Source organism: Liquorilactobacillus satsumensis (assembly GCF_964065465.1).
GTDB lineage: Bacteria > Bacillota > Bacilli > Lactobacillales > Lactobacillaceae > Liquorilactobacillus > Liquorilactobacillus satsumensis.
In genome coordinates, this window is sequence record NZ_OZ061606.1 from 1,487,605 (window position 1) to 1,505,541 (window position 17,937).

The window sequence follows — 17,937 nt, forward strand, 5'->3', positions numbered from 1 at the left end:
TAGTTTATTTCTCATCCTTTTGAATATTTAAAACTTGTTGATACTGTGCTTTCATCCAGTTAAAGTAATTTTTATGTGCCGGTAAGGTTTCGGTCACATTGACGACAGGAACCTGATACTGTTTGCATAATTTAACCAAGTTGTCGACCGTTTTGTCACTTGCTTGTGTATTTCTTACGAAAAATGCAATTTTACGTTGCTTGATATCGTCTTGCATGCCTTTGATATCACTAGGTGAAGGATCTGTTCCTTTTTCAACGGCATCCGAGAAGTGGGTGTTGTTGACCTGATAACCCATATCGTCCAGAGCATAATCGAAAACTGGTTCGCTCACATCAACAAGCTTATGCTTACTATTTTGTTTGATTTGGGCTGTTAATTTTGAAAGCTCGGTTAAACTGGAAATGTATTTTTGTGCATTTTTTTGATATTCTTTTTTATGTGTTGGGTCAAGCTTGCTATAGTAGTCAGCCAGGTAGTTTGCAATGCGCGGCATTGTCTTGCTATTATACCAAAGATGTTCATTATCGCCATCCTTTTTTTTCATAATATCTTCACCGACTGCAATTTTTTTAGAACCGCTCAACTTCTTTGCCCAGCCATCATAACCAATTCCGTTATACAAAAGCAGGTCACTTTTGGCAACTAGCTTGGCAACTTTAGTGGTTGGTTCGTAGTCGTGAGGATCAACGTTAGGACTGTTGATAATTGAACTGACCTGCCCGTGATTGCCTAAAACAGCTTTAGCAACTTCGCCGTAAAAATCCGTGGTGGCGACAACTTTGATTCCACTTTTTTGCGTGCTGCTTTTGGAACCAAGACTGCACCCTGTTAAAAATAACCCCAAAATAAGAAATGATAGAAAATAACTGATCTTTTTCATAACGCCCTCCGTTTTGATAAAAGTAGTAATGATTACAATTTAGGATATTAATCAAGTTAAACCCCGGTGTCAAGCGCATTTAGCGTTTAAAAAGTAATCTTTACTATTTACATGAAACGAAAATGGCATTCTGACAATCAATTTTAGATTTGAATTACACTTTACTTTTTTTCTATTTTTCTGCATTCCATTCTGCTTTAAACTCAGCTAGAAATGACAGCATTACTTGTTGACGCCCTGCTGCAATTTTTTTAGCGGTTGCGGTATTTAACAGCTCTTTTAAATTCAGTAATTTTTCATAAAAATGATTAATGATTGTTTCATTAGTTAAGTCACGGTACTCAGCTTTTGTCAGTTTTTTCCGAGGAGCAAGCTGCGGATCATAGATGGTTTCAGCATGACTGCCGCCGTAATAAATCGCTCTAGTAATTCCGATGGCTCCGATGGCATCTAGGCGATCCGCATCTTGGACGATCTTTCCAGCTGGAGAAAGCGGGTACTGGTTGGAGGTTAACGTTTTGCTGAAAGAAAGATTATTAATAATACTGTTAATTTGTGTTCGTGCTGACGACGAAAAATTTTGGTCCGCTAGAAACTTATTTAGCAGTTCGTTTTGGGCTGCAGGATCAGCAAAAAGTTTGTCATCAGAAATATCATGCAAATAAGCTGCAGTTATTGTAATCAGCCGATCTGCAGTTTCGTCTTTTAAGATTTTCTTGGTTAAATTGACTACACGTTCAATGTGGTCGAAGCCGTGGCCAGTTCGGTCTTCACCGAGTTGTTCTTTGGCAAAGTTTCGGACTGCCATGAGACGAATATCTTTTTCCGTTTGAAAGACCTCCTACTTAATAGGTAGTACTCTAAAAGTATAACAGAAAAAAGCAAATGAGTTTAGTGTATATATATACGATCATTTTGATTTTTTATTCTTGATGATGACGTAAAAATCTTGATTGCTAAAACTGATGGCCTAGTTTAACACAATTACTTAAGCTAAAAATAATTTAATCATTTTCTAATTATGAATTACAATGCATTTTGTTTCTGAAATCTTGCTTTTTATGCTAAACTTTTTCTCAAGGAAGTGTAGGCTGTTTGAGTGAGCCGATTTTAATTTGTGGAATGCTTCCTAGAAAGGTGTGGAGCATCTGTAGGAGAAGAAGAAAGGGGGCAGCTGTTTTTCAAATGAAAACCAGCGAAACTTATGAAAGTCTTAATTGCGTTAGAAAATGTAGTGATGGATGGTGTCAAACGCGCGGCCACGGTGTTAGGAAATGAGCTGAGTAAACAGCTGGATGTGGCATATTATTCTTTGAGCGAAACAGTGCCGTATTACACATTAGAGGCACCTTTAATCATTGCTAAAAGGCCGGTTTCGAGCGATATTTTAAATTACTTCGGGGATTCTCCTTATGAACGCTATGCAGATCAGATCAGCGACCTTTGTGACTATGTTGTTGAAAATGAGTATGGCTGCGTAATTTTACCGGCAGGGCTCTTGACAAGTTTTGCTCCTTTTATTAAAGAAAAAGCACCTAATGTGAATGTAATTGCGTGGATGCACAACAATTATGAAACTTATACAACTAAGTATTACGCAGGGATGCTTGCAGAGTTTGAGCGCGGACTAGCTGCTGCGGATACAGTAGTTGTCCTCACAGCGTTTGATTATGAAAGATACCGTGAGTTCAATCAAAACACGGTTAAAATCTATAATCCGCTAACACTCATTCCAGAGAAAAGAGCAGATCTGAATAGTCATTTAATTGCTTTTACCGGACGAATTGCAATTCAGCATAAGGGAATCGACCTTTTGTTGGAAGCTGCGAAATCACTTAAAGATGACTGGAAAATTGCAATTGCCGGTAGTGGTACACCGGAGGATATGGCGACTTTTAAGGCATTGGTAGCACGTTTTGGTGTCGCAGATAAAATTATTTATCGTGGAGCGCTAAAGGATAAAGCCTTGCAAGATCACTATGAGAGTGCTTCGATTTTTGTCTCAACCTCACGTTGGGAAGGAATGCCGCTTGTCATGGGAGAAGCAATGGGCTTTGGACTGCCCGTAGTCGCAATGGCTAATACAGGATCAGCAGAGTACTTGCAGGAAGATCGTTACGGAATTATGACTAAGCCACAAGATGTTGCAGATTTTGTACGGGTGTTGGATAGAATGACGGCTAGTCGTTTCCTGCGTCGCTACTATTCTGCGCGTTCTTTGGAGCGTGTTAAACACTTTGCCCCTGAGGCAGTTGTCTCACGGTGGCTTCCGGTGATTATGGAAACGAAAAGAGAAACCAAAGAAGAATTAGTTTAAAGAGTACGGGCATTGACTAAAGTTAAAAACCAGGTAGAAAAGACGGGAATTATTTAAAAATGGATACAGATAATAATGGGTAGGGCTGCGACAAAACTAAGGTTTTGTGGCAGTCCCTCTTTTATTCCGAATAAACGTGTTCCATAAGTCAAAATTCTCCGTCTAACTTCGAATTACTCATAGCAGAGTACTCGCTATGTTCGTAATTTCGAGTTAGCACTCAAATTTTCCCGACTTATGTCACACTCTCTTTAATTTTTGGGGGTATTTCACAGCCTCCCAGCAACTGTCAGCACTTCTTTTTAACGTGCTTCTAGCAGCAACCTTCCAAATCTAAGCTTGAATTACGCGTAACCAAACTCCGGTTACTTTGTAATTCAATACTTAGCTTCTGAAGGCTGGACGCTGCTTGTCAGCACTTCTTTTAACGTGCCTCAGGTACCAGTCTGTTGCGCCTAACCACAAACTACGCATAGCCAAACCCCGGCTATTTTGTAATTTGGTGTTAGAGCTCACAGCCTCCCAGCACCTGTCAGCACTTCTTTTTAGCCGTATATGTTAAAATAAAATTCGCAAGTTATGCTTAAGGGGGAAAAAGTGTTGGAAAAAATAATAATGGATTGTGATCCAGGACAAGACGATACAATTGCGTTAATAATGGCAGCGGCAGCACCTGAACTGGAATTACTCGCAGTTACGACTTCAGCAGGAAATCAGACTCCAGATAAAACTTTGAATAATGCCATGCGAGTTTTGACCTTGTTGCATAAAAGCGATGTTCCAGTTGCTTCTGGCAATCAAAAACCGCTTTTGCAAGAATTGATGATTGCTCCGCAAGTTCATGGGAAAACCGGGTTGGATGGAGCCATTTTGCCTGAACCTAACTTTGCGCCGCAACAGATGCCGGCGGTGGAGTTGATGGCACAGATACTGGAACGCCAACCAGAGCCCGTTACTTTGGTGGTAACGGGCCCGATGACAAATATTGCGCTATTTTTACAAATTTATCCGTATTTAAAAGGAAAAATCAAGCAGCTTGTCTGCATGGGAGGAGCAATGGATTATGGCAATTTTACTCCGACAACAGAGTTTAATATTGCTGTCGATCCTGAAGCAGCCAAAATTGTTTTTGAAGCGGGAATTCCACTGATAATGGCTGGCTTAGACGTTACTTATCAAGCACAAATTTATCCAGAAGAAATTGCTGAAATCAGCAAAATTAAGAATGCTGTTGCTCGGAGTGTGGCCGGACAGCTTGCTTTTTATGGCACTTTTTATGCACAAGAAAAGTGGGGGTTTAAGGGAATCCCGCTGCACGATCCGTGCACAATTGCATGGCTGCTGCACCCAGAATATTTTGAAAAAAAGCAATACCATGTTGAGGTGGAGACCAAAGGAGAGTTTACCCGCGGCCAAACAGTTGTTGATCGTTGGGACCTGTTACATAAACCACAAAATGTTGGTGTATTGACAAAAGTTAAGCGCGCGGCTTTTGTAAATTTATTACTTTCAAGTCTGCGAAAATTTTAAGAGGCTGCTAGGAATATAGAGATAATTCGTTGAATGAGGGAAGCTGAGCAATGATGACAGAGCAAAGCATATTAGAGCAAAAGCTAAGTCAAATCTTTAATGCTATTAAAAATGATCCTGCAAATGCAGTTTATACTGCACAGAAAATTGAGCCGCTTTATGCTGCAGCAGCAACGGCCAAAATTCTGCTGATTGGGCAGGCACCAGGTAAAAAAGCACAAGCTACAAAACGGTGTTGGAATGATCAAAGTGGGGTGAGGCTGCGTAAGTGGATGGGAGTTACAACTGCAGAATTTTATGACAGTACAAGCATTGCAATTCTTCCGGCAGATTTTTATTATCCAGGGAAAGGCAAGCACGGCGATTTGCCCCCGCGCAGAGGTTTTGCAGCTAAATGGCACCCGCAACTTTTAAAATTGATGCCTAACATTCAACTGAGCTTACTGATTGGCAGTTATGCGCAGCATGAGTATCTTGAATTGCCAAAAACGGTTGCCTTGACCGAGGTAGTGCATAACTATCAAAACTATTTGCCTAAGTATTTTCCGCTAGTTCATCCTTCTCCCTTGAATGGGGGCTGGCTAAAGCGCAATCCATGGTTTGAAGAAAAGGTAGTGCCGATCTTGAAAAAAAGAGTTCGGCAGATTTTAAATGAAAAAGATTAACTTACAAAATGAAAACTATTTACTGGCGCTTTTGGAATAATTAGGCTAGACTAATTGCGTTATCAGGGAAAGGAGAAAGTCATGAAAAAAGAACGTTTTAATGTCAAAGATGCACTTGTGATCGGTGGAGTAGCCGGAATTGTTTCAGGCTTTGTTAAATTAGGGTGGGAGGTACTGTTACCTCCGCGTACTCCTGAAAGAGAGCTGACCAACCCACCGCAAAAATTTATGCAGCAATTGGGTATTCCGCACAAAGTAACACATGCAACTTATACCTATTCCGGACATGAGATGCCATGGGCTAGTTTTATAATTCACTTCGGTTTTTCTGCTACTTTTGGGATGTTTTACAGTGTAGCCGGACACTATTTACCGATTATTAAAACCGGGCATGGAACGTTGTTTGGCGCAGGTGTTTGGGCTGCTACACACGTTGCACTAATGCCTAAAATGGGGACAGTACCTGCTGCCAAAGAACAACCTCTCGAAGAGCATGTTTCAGAGGCTTTGGGACATATGGCTTGGATGTGGGTCAACCATGTTGTAATTGAGGAATTAAAGAACGAAGAAAGTCAAAAATAATCATAAAGAAGGTTGCTGCGGTGGAAAATAAAGAATGGCAAACGAAGTGGACCGAACGACTTAGCTATGGAATGAGCGATGCCGCAGATAACCTGGTTTTTCAGGTAATGACGACCTACCTGCTCTATTTTTACACAGATGTTTATGGGTTGAGCGCAGGAGACGTTGCAGTCTTGTTCATAGTGGCGCGAGTTGCTGATGTGCTTGAAAGTATTTTAATTGGCTTTATGATTGATCATACACATTCTCGCTTTGGTAAGAGTCGTCCGTTCTTCTTGTGGTTCGCATTGCCCTATGTCGTTTTTGCAATTTTAACGTTTGTGACACCTGCTTTTTCGGAACAAGGGAAGTTAATTTGGGCATACATTACTTATTTGGGGCTAGGCTTTTTTTATACAGCTGTTAATTCGCCGATTACGTCGGTCCTCCCCACAATGACACAAAACGAACGTGAATTGACACTGTTGGGTGTGATTCGGCAATTTTGCGGCAGCTCGGTTCAGATTATTGTGGGAGTGTTTACTTTGCCGTTAGTTGCCTTTTTCGGTCATGGTAACAAGCAGCAGGGCTTTTTATTCACGATTATTTTGTTTGGGATCATTTCATTTATACTGATTTTAAACACTTTTTTTCATATTAGAGAAAGATTTACGATGCCTGAGATTGCGCATCAACCAATTCGTGAAGTAACGCAAATGTTAAAGCGCAATCATCCCTGGATCGTGATTTCAATCGTAATTTTTTTGTTCTGGTTAGTGACAGCTATTAAGAATCAGACAACCATCTACTACTTCAAATACACACTGAACGCCAAGGACTTGGTACCATTAGCAAATGCGTTTATGTTTTCCTCATTGTTCGGGGTCCTTTTAATTATGCGGTTGACAACTTTTTGGCATAAAAAACAAACAATGTTTGTGGGGATGCTGATTGCTCTAGGTGGTCAAATCATCTTGGCGCTAGGTGTCTATAGTAAGCTCTTACCAGTCCTATTCGGTGGAATTTTCGTTAATTCGCTCGGTCATGGAATTATCGTGGGCCTTGTTTCAATCATGATTGCCGATACAATTCGCTATGGGATGTCATTGGGAATCCAGGCAGAAGGTATTCTGGCTGCAACGGATGACTTTGGCGTCAATCTGGGTCTGGGAATTGGCGGATTGATCACGGGGGGCTTATTCCATCTTTCGGGATATTTGCCCAACCAGGCACAGAATACTCAAACCTTACAGATGATTAATCTTAATTACGTGTGGATTCCATTAGGCTTGTACCTCTTAATGATGATTGTACTGAGCTTTTATAGTGAAGAGACAATTCAAAGCAGGACACGTTCGGTAAAATGAGTGCAATAATAATTTGAGTACCTTACAGCTCTTGGATTGCTAATCTGAGATTTGAAGGTGCTTTTTTTAGCACAGTTAGTCCTAAGGGTTAACGTTTGACTTCTTTAACCTTGAATGTTACTTTAAATATAACATGAATTGACTATTAACTAGGGAGGTTTCAGAAAATGAAATATGGGGTAACAGCTGCAACAGGTAAGTTTGGGCGTACAGCGCTAACTGGTTTGATAAAGATAGTGGGCAAAGATCAAGTGGTTGCATTTGCACGGAACTTGGAAAAAGCCAAAAAGGTTTTACCGGCTGGAATCGAAGTCCGTCAGGCGGATTATACGGATGCAGCAGGCTTGCGGACTGCATTTGCAGGCATTGAGCGTCTTTTGTTTATTTCTTCTGTTCCGGGAAATGAGTATCCACGCGACAAGCAACATTTGAATGTTGTCAAGGCCGCAACGGCCGCGAAGATTGACTTTATTGCCTACACTAGTTTTCCGCATGCTGAGACCGCAAATAGTCCTTTAGCTGCCGATCATCAGAAAACTGAACACTACTTAGAAGAAAGCGGCCTTAAATATGCATTTTTGCGCAATAATTGGTATCTTGAAAACCAAGCTGGGTTGATTAAAGAAGCTCTTGCTGGCAAGCCATTTCGTTTCAGCGCAGGAGATGGAAGAGTTGGCTGGGCACTTGAGCGTGAATATGCTGAAGCGGCTGTCAAGGTTTTAACGAGCGTTGCACCTAAAAAAATTTATGAATTTGCAGGGCCTTCACGCTCATTTGGTGAATTAGCCAGTGAACTTAAACAATTTAGTGAAAAAGAATTTGAGGTTGAAAGCCTTTCAGATGCAGAATATCGTAAAACACTTGAGGCAGAAGGCTTAGGCGCTGCTGCAGATGTTATTATCATGATTCAGACTTTAATTCGAGATGGTGAATTGACAGAAGAAACAAACGATCTTCCGACAGTTTTGGGGCATGCACTTACACCGCTTGCAGAGGCTGTAAAAGAACTTTAAACAAGCCAAGTGAATTGCTTAAGTCAAAGTTATGACTAGTCGCAGTCTGACTATTTTGCTCTTTAACGTCAGTGCGCGCAGGCTTTGCGCTTCGGAGTGCGCTTCTTAATGCAACAACTTTAATCAAAAAGCTTAAATCCTCCTAGGTTATGCCGATTAAAATGATTATAAGAACATAAGAAAAATTTAAACTTTCTTCTTAATTCATATAATCTTGGTCGTAGTCGAGGAGGACTTTTTTTATGAAAAGCAAAAGCAGTATTGTTAAAGCTGTGGCGATCACCCTTGTAGCGGTGATTCTGATTCCAGTTTTGATAATTGTCACGAATTCTTATTTTAGTACTAGAAGGCTACTTGTCGGGCGTAATGACATTAATAAACAAAGTGCAGTTAATGTCTTACTGGCATCGAAACAAGGACTTTCATCTTCGACTGAGCAACAATTAAAAAAATTGGCACAACTGTCGGTTTTTGAAAATACTTTTAAGGAAGAGGATATCAAAAATACTTTGGCAACTGTCAAGCAGGGAAACTCATCCATCAAGCAAATTGCCTTTGCAACTTCGAAGGGAAAAATCACGACATTTCAAAAATTGCCGGCAGGGTTTGATCCGCGAACGCGGCCTTGGTATCAAGGAGCTGTAGCAGAAAGCGGAAGTATCTATTGGACTGAACCGTATAAAGATGTGACGAGCGGTTCCTATGTGACCACTGCAGCCCTTTCGATCCATAATAATCAAGGAGAATCAGGTGTCTTGTGTATTGACGTTTCGTATACTAATGTGCAAAACACTGCAATGGCTTTGAGTGTAGGCCGTACCGGCAGTGCCTCTTTGGTTTCGAGTTCTGGACAGATCGTTGCAACGAATGGTGAGACACGCTCAGGCGGTTATCAAGTCGGGAAAGACATTGCATCAACCGCACTCTTTAAAGCAATTAAAAAGGCAAAAAGTAATTCTGGAACACTTACACTGAAAAACTCCAATGATATCGATAAGGTTTATTTTAATAAGGGGGGTGCCGACAGCCAGACTTGGGCCTTTGCAAAAGTTGAAAAAAGTGATTTAGATCAAGAGCTGGGTTCGCTTTTAGAAACAACGCTGCTGGTAGTTCTTGTAACACTGGCATTAGGTGCTGTTTTGATTTTCTTGATTGCAAAAATGATCCGAATTTTAATGACCCACATGAGCGCTTCTTTCAAGCTTTCAAGTCAAGGCGAACTAACTCCAATTCGAGTAGAGGGCGATAATAAGAGATTCAGCATTCATGGAGTCGCTGCAAAATTGCTCGCACCTAATCCTAATGGAAATGAAATTAATCAGATTGTTGCTCAATATAACCAGATGATTATGACAATTAGTGAGGCAGTCGGCAAAGTTAAAAAAGAGGCTGCATTAGTGGCCACCAAATCAGATTCATTATTAGAATTAGGAAAACAGACAAATAAAGCCACTGAAGAAGTTGCCCAAACAATCACCGGAATTGCGGAAGTCACAGGCTCACAGGCGCAGGAGACTGAAAAGAGTGTCAATCAATTGCAAGATCTGTTGCAGATCATTAAGCATCTGCGAGCTGGATCAGGAAAAATGGCGGCGCAATCGGATGAAACTAAGCAGCTTAATCAAGAAAGTATTAAATTGACAGATGCGGCTCGTTCAAATTGGAAGAATGAATTATCCAAGATGGGCGAGTTGAATCAAGGCATGGCAATGCTAAATGAGAATGTCCAAGGAGTACATAAAATCTTAAATGTGATTGACGGTATTTCTCATAAAACTAATTTGTTGGCACTAAATGCGTCAATTGAAGCAGCAAGTGCTGGTGAAGCCGGCAAGGGATTTGCAGTGGTTGCAACCGAGATTAGAAAACTTTCGGAACAGACTAAAGCCTCTACCAAAGAAATTGAGAAACTTATTCAAGAAATCACTACCAGTTCTACGCAGATGGTGCAGCAAACAGGGGAGTCATTAGCTGGCGGTGAAAAGCAGGCGGCGTTGTTGCGCCATACCGTGACAGCTTTACAGCAGGTTTTTGACAAGAGTGACTTGATGATTGCTGGAATTCAAAAAGTTGAAAAAGCCAGTATTAAGATTGAAAAATTACAAGCCAGTATTGTCGGCAACCTCGAGAACGTGTCCGCCTCAACAGAGGAAAATGCAGCTGGAACAGAAGAAGTTTCAGCTAATTCAGAGGAAGTGTTGGCAACAATGGATGAGTTTACTAACCATGTTGCTGATTTGAGAAATGCAGCTAAAAACCTGCAAGAACAAACGAATAAATTTAAAGTCAAAAACTAAAATGCTAAGTAAAAAGCGGTCTAGGTTTGGTCTTTGAAAGTTAGTTTGTTAAGGTAACAGATTACTTAAAATAAAGCATGCTTATTTTTTAGGTGGCACAGAGTCGAGTTTTTACGATGATGTGACGCCTATTTTTTTGGAATGCAAGTTGTTTTAAGCAGATCATAACCTAGTTGTTTAAAATTAGTCGAGTAGCTCAGGCCAAAAGTTAACCTTTACTGCGGCGTGGTTGTTAACTTTGGATAAATGGAGCGCATAGATCAGAAATTTCCGGCTAACTTCAAGTTACTCAACTCAGCGCAGAACCACGTGCGCTGAGCAATGCGAAGCTAATGCTCAAAGTTACGACTGCTGATGGTATGTTTATTTTGGAAGATATAAGCCAGTACTAGATTTAGAGCTTATTTGATGAGGAATAACAGTGATGTTGAATCTTTTTATAAGTAAGCAAGCGTCAAATAAGATGGAGGCTGGTGGGAAAATTAGCTGCAGACTTATAATTAAAAAGTTACTTTACTCTACTAATTATCACCGCTAGGAGAGTGAGATTAAAGAACGACTAGGTGCAAAAAGCTAAAGCTGCGACAAAAAAAGAGGGTCATTTATTGTGATTGCGAAAAACAATAAGTGTACCCTAGAGTGAAAAGTTTTTAAGAGAGGGCTGGGCCAAAAGTGAAATTTTAGTCTAGCTTCTTTACTTATTCCGGATAGACGTGTTCCATAAGTCAAAATTTTCCGGCTAATTTCGAGTTATACAGTGCAAATTACGCGGTCTGAGTAATTTTTGTGATAGCACTCAAACTTTAGTGCTTTATGCCCCTTTGTTATTTTTCGGAGGTGGTCGCTATACGCTGAATTAGGATTTCAACGCGACGGTTTTTGGCTCGTCCAGCGGCAGTTGAGTTATTATCTTTTGGATGATTTTCTGCATAAGCTTGAATAGCGACATCTTGTTGTCTGAAAACATTGTTGGCAACAAAGTAGTTCATGACAGCAATGGCTCGTGCTGAACTGAGCTCCCAATTTGAATTATAAGTAGAATTTTTTCGGATAGGAACGTTATCTGTGTAGCCGGCAATCGTCACGGGTGTTCCTGTAACTGCACGTAAAGGGTCAGACAAAGAATTAAGGTTGCTTTCCACCTGCGAACTTAAAGCGGCGCTTCCAGAGTCAAAAAGAATGCTGCTATCCATCGTAATGAGAAGACCATCGCTTTGAAGCGCAATATTGACATTATTACTCAGACCAGCCGCTTTTAGATTTGACTGCAACTGACTCTTTACTTGCTGCAGGCGTTCATTTTCGAGTTTTTGTTGTGCTTGAGCTTCTTTTGCGCTTTGTTGAGCAGAAGTCAGACTTTGGGGCTTAATAGTACTTTGAGCGGTTGCTTGTTGGGTTGAAATGACGGTTTTTCCACCGGCACTTGAACGTACTGACAGAATCGTTCCAAATTCAGATTTGAATTCTTGGAATTTTTTATCGTTGACCTTGCTCATGGCAAATAAAACGATGAAGAGTGCCAGCAGCAAAGTTAGCATATCTGAATAAGGCAGCAGCCAGCCTTCGTCAGTGTGGTCTTCAGTCCGTTTCCTTTTGGCCATTGTTATTCCTCCCCATGATTGTCAGCCTCTTTATTGGCTGGTTTGAGATCAATCAGGCTGTAAAGCTTTTTTTCAATCGTGTTGGAAGGATTGCCGGCCTGGATTGACAGAACCCCTTCGAGCACCAGATTGAACAACTGAATTTCCTGTTCGGATTTTGAAAGCAGGCGCGAGCTGAAAGGAATTAAGAGGACATACCCAAAAAAGATGCCAAAAAGCGTTGCTACAAAAGCTGACGAGATTGATGTTCCTAGGGCAGTAATGTTATTCAAATTACCTAAAGCACCAATCAAACCGATCACGGCACCTAGAACCCCAAGTGTCGGAGAGGTCGTGCCGGCAGTTTTAAAAATTCCGGCGGCACTTCGATGTCTTTGATCAATCCCGTCAATTTCATTTTCCATAATTTCACGGATTTGCTCAGCATCAATCCCATCAATCACCATTTCAAGTCCTTCTTGTAAAAAAGGGTTCTCTAAGTCTTTGACATGTTCCTCAAGTGCCAATAGGCCATCACGGCGTGCAATATTAGACATTTCAACGATCTTTTGAATAGCCTCTTCGTAATCGTAACTTTCTTTTCTCACCAAAACACGTAAAATCTTGGGCACTCGTTTCAACTCTTTTACAGGATAGCTGTTGATTACTGCGGCAATGATGCCGACGAAAATTACGAGCATCGCTTCGGGATTAATTAAGACTGCAATACTGGCTCCCTTGAGGACCATTCCAACAGTAATAGAAATGATTCCAAGCAGGATACCCAAAAATAAAATAAGATCCATTTCGATTCCTCCTAAAGAATTGGACAATGCTTTATAAGTCCGCACATTACTTTATATCGGTAACTACTCTAAATTAATTAAATGTTCCGAGTTTTGAGCTTAAAACGTTTTTTGATGATAAAAAGAGAAAAAAATAAAAGAAAATGTGTTGCACGTTAAATGCATCCGCTTTTATGTGTAATATAATAATATAGTTATGGTAGTATTAATAGTTATGAGGATTTATTTTTTAAAATAGTCAATATAATATGCTGATCCGCAGTTTTTACACTAAAAATCGCAAGCTTTTTTAAAATGTAAATTTTGTGTCATTTTTTGATAATTACCGATTTATTGCATCTTTTGACGTTGAAAGTGAAATTTATTTCAAGTATAATGCTGAAAGCAGGATATATTTAACAGATTAAAGTGAATTTTACGTTTTTATCTAATTAATTTTTATACATATATATTTTAAATGGGGTGACGGCTGTGGAAACCTATAATATGCTCAAAGATGCGCTGGATGTTTCTGCGCAACGTTCAGATTTAATTTCAAGCAACATTGCAAATGTGAATACCGCAAACTATAAAGCCAAAAGGATCGCCTTTACAGATCAGCTCAATACGGCTTTGAAAATGACAACTACAAATAAAGAACATTTGAATGCTGCAACAACTGACGCGACAAAGGTGACAACTGATTCAACAGCAGTTAAACAAAACGGTAATAACGTTGACTTAGACGTTGAAATGGTTAATCAGGCCACAAATGGTCTGTATTACAGTGCGCTTGTTTCGCAGCTTAATGGACGGTATCAAATGATGAATTATGTACTTGAACACTAGTAAAAAGGGGGTAAGCGTGATGGGGATTTTCAACGGATTAGAGATTAATGCGAGTGGGTTAGCGTTGGAAAGATTAAAGTTGGATACAACTTCAACTAATATTGCAAACGTAAATACAACGAGGACAGCTGAAGGTGGTCCTTATAAGCGGAAGACAGTTCAATTTAGTGAAAGTTTGAAAAATGTTCAGGCAAACAGTACAGACTCACAAACACCGACAATTGGTGGTCAGGAAAGCTACGGTGTTAAAGTCACTGGGATTCAGAGTGATAACACAGAAAAAACCAGTTATGATCCCACCAACCCTGATGCTGATCAAAATGGTTATGTGCAGACTTCAAATGTCAATATGGCGGACGAAATGGTCAATATGATACAAACAATGCGGACGTATGAAGCCGATACTTCAGCGGCTGAAATGAACAAGACAATTTTGAAAAAAGCCTTGGAAATTTCTAAAAACTAATTTGGGGGTCACAAAATGGATGGATTAACAGATGTTTCCGGGATTCAAAATTATCAAGGAACGTTGCAAAAAGTTACCGGTTTGCAAGATGCTCAGACAAGCAGTACGCAAAAATCGTTTAGTTCTTACCTGAACGATGCTGTTTCGGGGTTGAATCAAAATGTGAACGCAATGAATCAAAGTACAGCAGATATGGTCAGTGGAAAAGAAAATAGCTTAGGAAATGTCATGATTAAAATGACCGAAGCCCAGCTTTCTTTGCAGACTGCAGTTCAAGTGCGTAATAAATGTCTGGATGCCTATAACGACATTAAGAATATGCAGTTTTAGGCTGGCATTGGGTTGGGGGAAAAGGTAAGTGTTAGAAAAAATGAGAGACCGGCTTGCAAGTGTTAAGGACAAATGGCAGGCGCAAAGCAGGATCAGCAGAGTTTCGTGGTCATTAGCATTAGTCAGTTTACTAGTCGTGATAGGCATAGTGGTCTACATGAATACTAGGGTACAGTATGGAGTTTTATTTTCAGGATTAAGTGATGCTGACGCAGGAACTGTTACAAAAGAGCTTAAAAGCGAAAATGTGCCTTATAAATTAACGGATGATGGCAAGACTGTCATGGTCGCACAGGATAAAGTCGATCAAACACGAATTAACTTGGCAGTGAATAACAAATTACCAAACAGTTCCACCGGGTTTGAGTTATTTGATAATACAAGTGTAATGACCACAGATGAAGATCGCAAAGTAATGTATCAACGGGCAGTCACTGGTGAACTAGAGCGGGCAATTGCTTCACTTAATGAGGTCCAAAAAGCAAAGGTCATGCTGGTAATGCCAAAGCAAAGTGTCTTTGACGATAGCAGCAGCAGTAAACAGGCCAAGGCTTCAATTGTGCTGACTCTAAAGGGCAGTGGAATTTCCACACAGGCAGTTCAAGGGATTACCGCGCTAGCAGCAGGCTCAGTGGAGAATCTTAGTCAGCAAAATGTCAAGGTAGTTGATAGCGACGGTAATGTTCTTTCAGGATCGGGCAGTGACGACAGTCAGGCCAATAGCTATAGCACCAAGTATATGGGAATTCAAAAAGCTTATGAAAAAATGTTGGCTGATAAGGTGAAAAAATTGCTACAGCCGCTTTATGGATCAAGTAAAATTCAAGTTTCAGTTAACTTAGATCTCAACTTTGATTCGATTGAACGTAAAATGACGACTTACAATAACCCTAAAATTAGAAGCGAAAATGAGCAGACCACAGGTAATACAGGGACTCAAACGGGTGAAACCAATAACAATGCCTCAAACACTACTGCTGGCAGCAGCAGTTCGAATACTGGTTCGACAAGTCGGACAGTTAACAACGAACTTGATACTGAAACTACTAAAATAATCAGCGCCCCCGGTTCAATTAAACGAATGACCAGTTCAGTACTTATTAATGGGAACTTATCGCAAGAAAACCAGGATCAGATTCGCAACCTAGTTCAAACTGCAGTGGGCTTTAATCAAGGCCGTGGTGATAGTTTGACAATTCAAGGAATTGATTTTGCGCGAAATTCTTCTTCTAGTGGGACGACGAAAACTACTAAGAAAAAGGGAAGCAATTTGTGGTTATACATTCTAGCTGCAGTCGGGGCAGTAATTTTGTTGGCGGGATTAATCTTTACATTTTTGAAGCTGCGTCGCCGCGATGATGACGACGAGGACTATGACTTAGATGTTACACAGGATGCTCCAACAACTCCAGTCGCAGAAGAACCAGTGGTCAGTCCTGCACCAAAAAAAGAACCCGCAAAAAAAGAAGAAAAAATTGATACCGCGAATGAAAAGGCAAAAGATTTTGCACAGGAGCATCCCGAAATGGTTGCCGATTTGTTGAAGGCGTGGATGAAAGAGAAAAAGTAGGGGTAGAGCAAAATGAATTCAATCGACGGTGTAAAAAAAGCAGCGATTTTATTGATTTCGCTTGGAGCAGAAACTTCTTCGAAAATCATGAAGTTGCTGCCGGATAGTTTTATTCAAAAGGTTAGTTATGAAATTGCCAATACAGATGCAGTTAGTCCTGAACAAAGGGACAGCGTCTTAGAAGAATTTGTGAATACTGCTAAGGCCAAGCAATATGTTTTAGATGGTGGGATTGACTATGCTAGAGATTTGTTGCGTCAGGCGCTTGGTCCGAAAAAGGCCAAAGAAATTATTGAACTGCTGAATCAGCTGCAATTTCGTGAACGGCCGTTCAATATTGCACGCAAGGCAGATACACTTCAACTGGCAAATGTACTTGCGGATGAACATCCACAGACGGTTGCGATGATTATGTGTTACATTCAGCCGGAAAAAGCGGCCGATATTCTTTCGCAATTTCCAAGTGATTTCCAAGTCGAGGTTGCTGAAAGAATTGGGACAATTACAAGTGTTTCACCATTAGTAATCGAGAAAATCGAAAAAGTAATTGAAAATAAATTTTCAAACTTTGTTGACAATGATTCTGAAAATATTGGCGGAGTTCATTCATTGGTTAAAATCTTGAACTCTGCGAGTCGCAGTACAGAGAAAAATATCTTGGCAGATCTTGAGAAAAGACAGCCTGAACTTTCAAGTGAGGTTAAGGCAGGCCTCTTCACGTTTGAAGATATCACGACACTTGAAAAACTGGATGTTCAAAAAGTCTTGCGTGATGTTCAAAATGATGATCTTGTCTTGGCACTTAAAGGAACAACGGATTCAATTAGAGACTTTATCTTTGATAATCTTTCAACCCGTGCAGTTGATAATCTGAAAGAAGAGCTCGAATTTATGGGACCAACCCGTTTGTCAGCAGTTGAAGAGGCACAACAACGCATTGTTGGTGTAATCAGGAAGCTTGATGAAAGTGGAGAGATTTATATCGAAAGAGGGGATCAAGATGCAGTTATCGAATAACAGCCTTGTGAAACAAACGACGACTACAGCAGGTGAGAAGCGAAAAATAGTGGTGACTAAAGCGGTTAGTCATGTTCACAGTTCACCAATTGCAGTTGATGAACTTTCACCTGACAATCCGGCGTACAAATTGCGGCAAAAGGATTTTGAAACGCTGCGGCAAAAAGTAATCGCGACTGCACAAGCAGAAGCCGCAAAAATTAAGGAAAAAGCTTATCAAGCTGGAGAACAGGAAGGCTATGCGAAGGGATACCAAGACGGCAAGCTGCAAGGAGAGTTGTTAGCGACCAAACTTGAACAAGAAGCGCAGCAAAATCTTGCTAATTCGATTTTGACTGCCAAAAAGTATATCAGCGCCAAGAAAAATGAAATTGTGGCTTTTGCAGTTGAGATGGCAGAAGCAATTGTTCAGCATCGGCTTGATGAAAAACCGGCAGAAATTCTTTCATTACTTGAACCGATTCTTTTCAAATTAGAGAAACCAGATCAAATTATTACAATTCGGGCACATGAGAAGTACCATGAGCTCTTAGCAGCGAAAATGGAGGAAAAAAAGAAAGAATTTCTCAATCTGCGGTACATCATTTTGAATGACAAGCAAATGTCACCATATGAAGTAACAGTGGAATCCAATGAATCCTTTGAAACGCTTGTTTTACAGGAGGAATTACATAAGTTTCTTGTGCGTCTTGGAGAAAAGGAGTAGC

17 protein-coding genes are annotated in these 17,937 nt (G+C 40.4%); 13 read left to right on the top strand and 4 right to left on the bottom strand.

Annotation, left to right across the window (positions count from 1 at the left end; all coding sequences use genetic code 11):
* Positions 1-4: 4 nt before the first annotated feature.
* Both AB3Y88_RS06785 and AB3Y88_RS06790 read right to left on the bottom strand, forming a co-directional pair.
* Positions 5-883 carry a metal ABC transporter solute-binding protein gene (locus AB3Y88_RS06785; RefSeq protein ID WP_054758022.1) on the bottom strand — a complete coding sequence of 293 codons (879 nt, stop codon included), beginning with the start codon at positions 881-883 and terminating at the stop codon, positions 5-7.
* 172 nt (positions 884-1,055) lie between these two features.
* Entirely contained in the window at positions 1,056-1,691 is a 636-nt protein-coding gene (locus AB3Y88_RS06790) for an HD domain-containing protein (protein WP_054758021.1), read from the bottom strand.
* A 396-nt stretch (positions 1,692-2,087) separates the two neighbouring features.
* Here AB3Y88_RS06790 and AB3Y88_RS06795 point away from each other — a divergent pair, with 396 nt between their 5' ends.
* From AB3Y88_RS06795 to AB3Y88_RS06825, 7 genes are all read left to right on the top strand, one after another.
* Entirely contained in the window at positions 2,088-3,200 is a 1,113-nt protein-coding gene (locus AB3Y88_RS06795) for a glycosyltransferase (protein ID WP_056960620.1), read from the top strand.
* Positions 3,201-3,797: 597 nt separating this feature from the next.
* Positions 3,798-4,730: a pyrimidine-specific ribonucleoside hydrolase RihA gene (gene rihA / locus AB3Y88_RS06800; protein ID WP_228888310.1), complete on the top strand. Its 933-nt coding sequence runs from the start codon at positions 3,798-3,800 to the stop codon at positions 4,728-4,730.
* 50 nt (positions 4,731-4,780) lie between these two features.
* Positions 4,781-5,395: a uracil-DNA glycosylase family protein gene (locus AB3Y88_RS06805; protein WP_228888313.1), complete on the top strand. Its 615-nt coding sequence runs from the start codon at positions 4,781-4,783 to the stop codon at positions 5,393-5,395.
* An 81-nt stretch (positions 5,396-5,476) separates the two neighbouring features.
* A complete protein-coding gene (locus tag AB3Y88_RS06810) occupies positions 5,477-5,977 on the top strand; it encodes a DUF1440 domain-containing protein (protein WP_228888315.1) in 501 nt (166 codons plus the stop codon).
* 20 nt (positions 5,978-5,997) lie between these two features.
* A complete protein-coding gene (locus AB3Y88_RS06815) occupies positions 5,998-7,323 on the top strand; it encodes an MFS transporter (RefSeq protein ID WP_261907735.1) in 1,326 nt (441 codons plus the stop codon).
* 167 nt (positions 7,324-7,490) lie between these two features.
* Complete coding sequence (locus AB3Y88_RS06820) at positions 7,491-8,336, top strand: SDR family oxidoreductase (RefSeq protein WP_228888318.1); 846 nt, start codon at positions 7,491-7,493, stop codon at positions 8,334-8,336.
* Positions 8,337-8,578: 242 nt separating this feature from the next.
* Positions 8,579-10,633, top strand: a complete 2,055-nt coding sequence (locus AB3Y88_RS06825; protein WP_054756374.1) for a methyl-accepting chemotaxis protein — start codon at positions 8,579-8,581, stop codon at positions 10,631-10,633.
* Positions 10,634-11,457: 824 nt separating this feature from the next.
* On the opposite strand, the gene AB3Y88_RS06830 is transcribed toward AB3Y88_RS06825, so the two are convergent.
* Together AB3Y88_RS06830 and AB3Y88_RS06835 are read right to left on the bottom strand one after the other, a co-directional pair.
* Positions 11,458-12,234: a flagellar motor protein MotB gene (locus AB3Y88_RS06830; RefSeq protein WP_054756376.1), complete on the bottom strand. Its 777-nt coding sequence runs from the start codon at positions 12,232-12,234 to the stop codon at positions 11,458-11,460.
* A gap of 2 nt (positions 12,235-12,236) precedes the next feature.
* Positions 12,237-13,019, bottom strand: a complete 783-nt coding sequence (locus tag AB3Y88_RS06835) for a MotA/TolQ/ExbB proton channel family protein (RefSeq protein ID WP_056960618.1) — start codon at positions 13,017-13,019, stop codon at positions 12,237-12,239.
* Positions 13,020-13,490: 471 nt separating this feature from the next.
* Here AB3Y88_RS06835 and flgB point away from each other — a divergent pair, with 471 nt between their 5' ends.
* From flgB to AB3Y88_RS06865, 6 genes are read left to right on the top strand one after another with little or no spacing between them, the layout of a single operon-like run.
* Positions 13,491-13,847 carry a flagellar basal body rod protein FlgB gene (gene flgB / locus AB3Y88_RS06840; RefSeq protein ID WP_228888325.1) on the top strand — a complete coding sequence of 119 codons (357 nt, stop codon included), beginning with the start codon at positions 13,491-13,493 and terminating at the stop codon, positions 13,845-13,847.
* Positions 13,848-13,866: 19 nt separating this feature from the next.
* Positions 13,867-14,313: a flagellar basal body rod protein FlgC gene (gene flgC / locus AB3Y88_RS06845; protein WP_054756382.1), complete on the top strand. Its 447-nt coding sequence runs from the start codon at positions 13,867-13,869 to the stop codon at positions 14,311-14,313.
* Positions 14,314-14,328: 15 nt separating this feature from the next.
* Positions 14,329-14,643 (top strand): flagellar hook-basal body complex protein FliE, encoded by a 315-nt coding sequence (fliE, locus tag AB3Y88_RS06850; protein ID WP_056960617.1) that lies wholly within the window; start codon positions 14,329-14,331, stop codon positions 14,641-14,643.
* 28 nt (positions 14,644-14,671) lie between these two features.
* Positions 14,672-16,213: a flagellar basal-body MS-ring/collar protein FliF gene (fliF, locus tag AB3Y88_RS06855; RefSeq protein ID WP_315972244.1), complete on the top strand. Its 1,542-nt coding sequence runs from the start codon at positions 14,672-14,674 to the stop codon at positions 16,211-16,213.
* Positions 16,214-16,225: 12 nt separating this feature from the next.
* Positions 16,226-17,230 carry a flagellar motor switch protein FliG gene (fliG, locus tag AB3Y88_RS06860; RefSeq protein WP_228888328.1) on the top strand — a complete coding sequence of 335 codons (1,005 nt, stop codon included), beginning with the start codon at positions 16,226-16,228 and terminating at the stop codon, positions 17,228-17,230.
* Positions 17,214-17,936, top strand: coding sequence for a FliH/SctL family protein (locus AB3Y88_RS06865; RefSeq protein WP_054756384.1), 723 nt, complete (start codon positions 17,214-17,216; stop codon positions 17,934-17,936). The genes fliG and AB3Y88_RS06865 overlap by 17 nt, the downstream gene beginning before the upstream one ends.
* The last annotated feature ends 1 nt before the right edge of the window (position 17,937 follow it).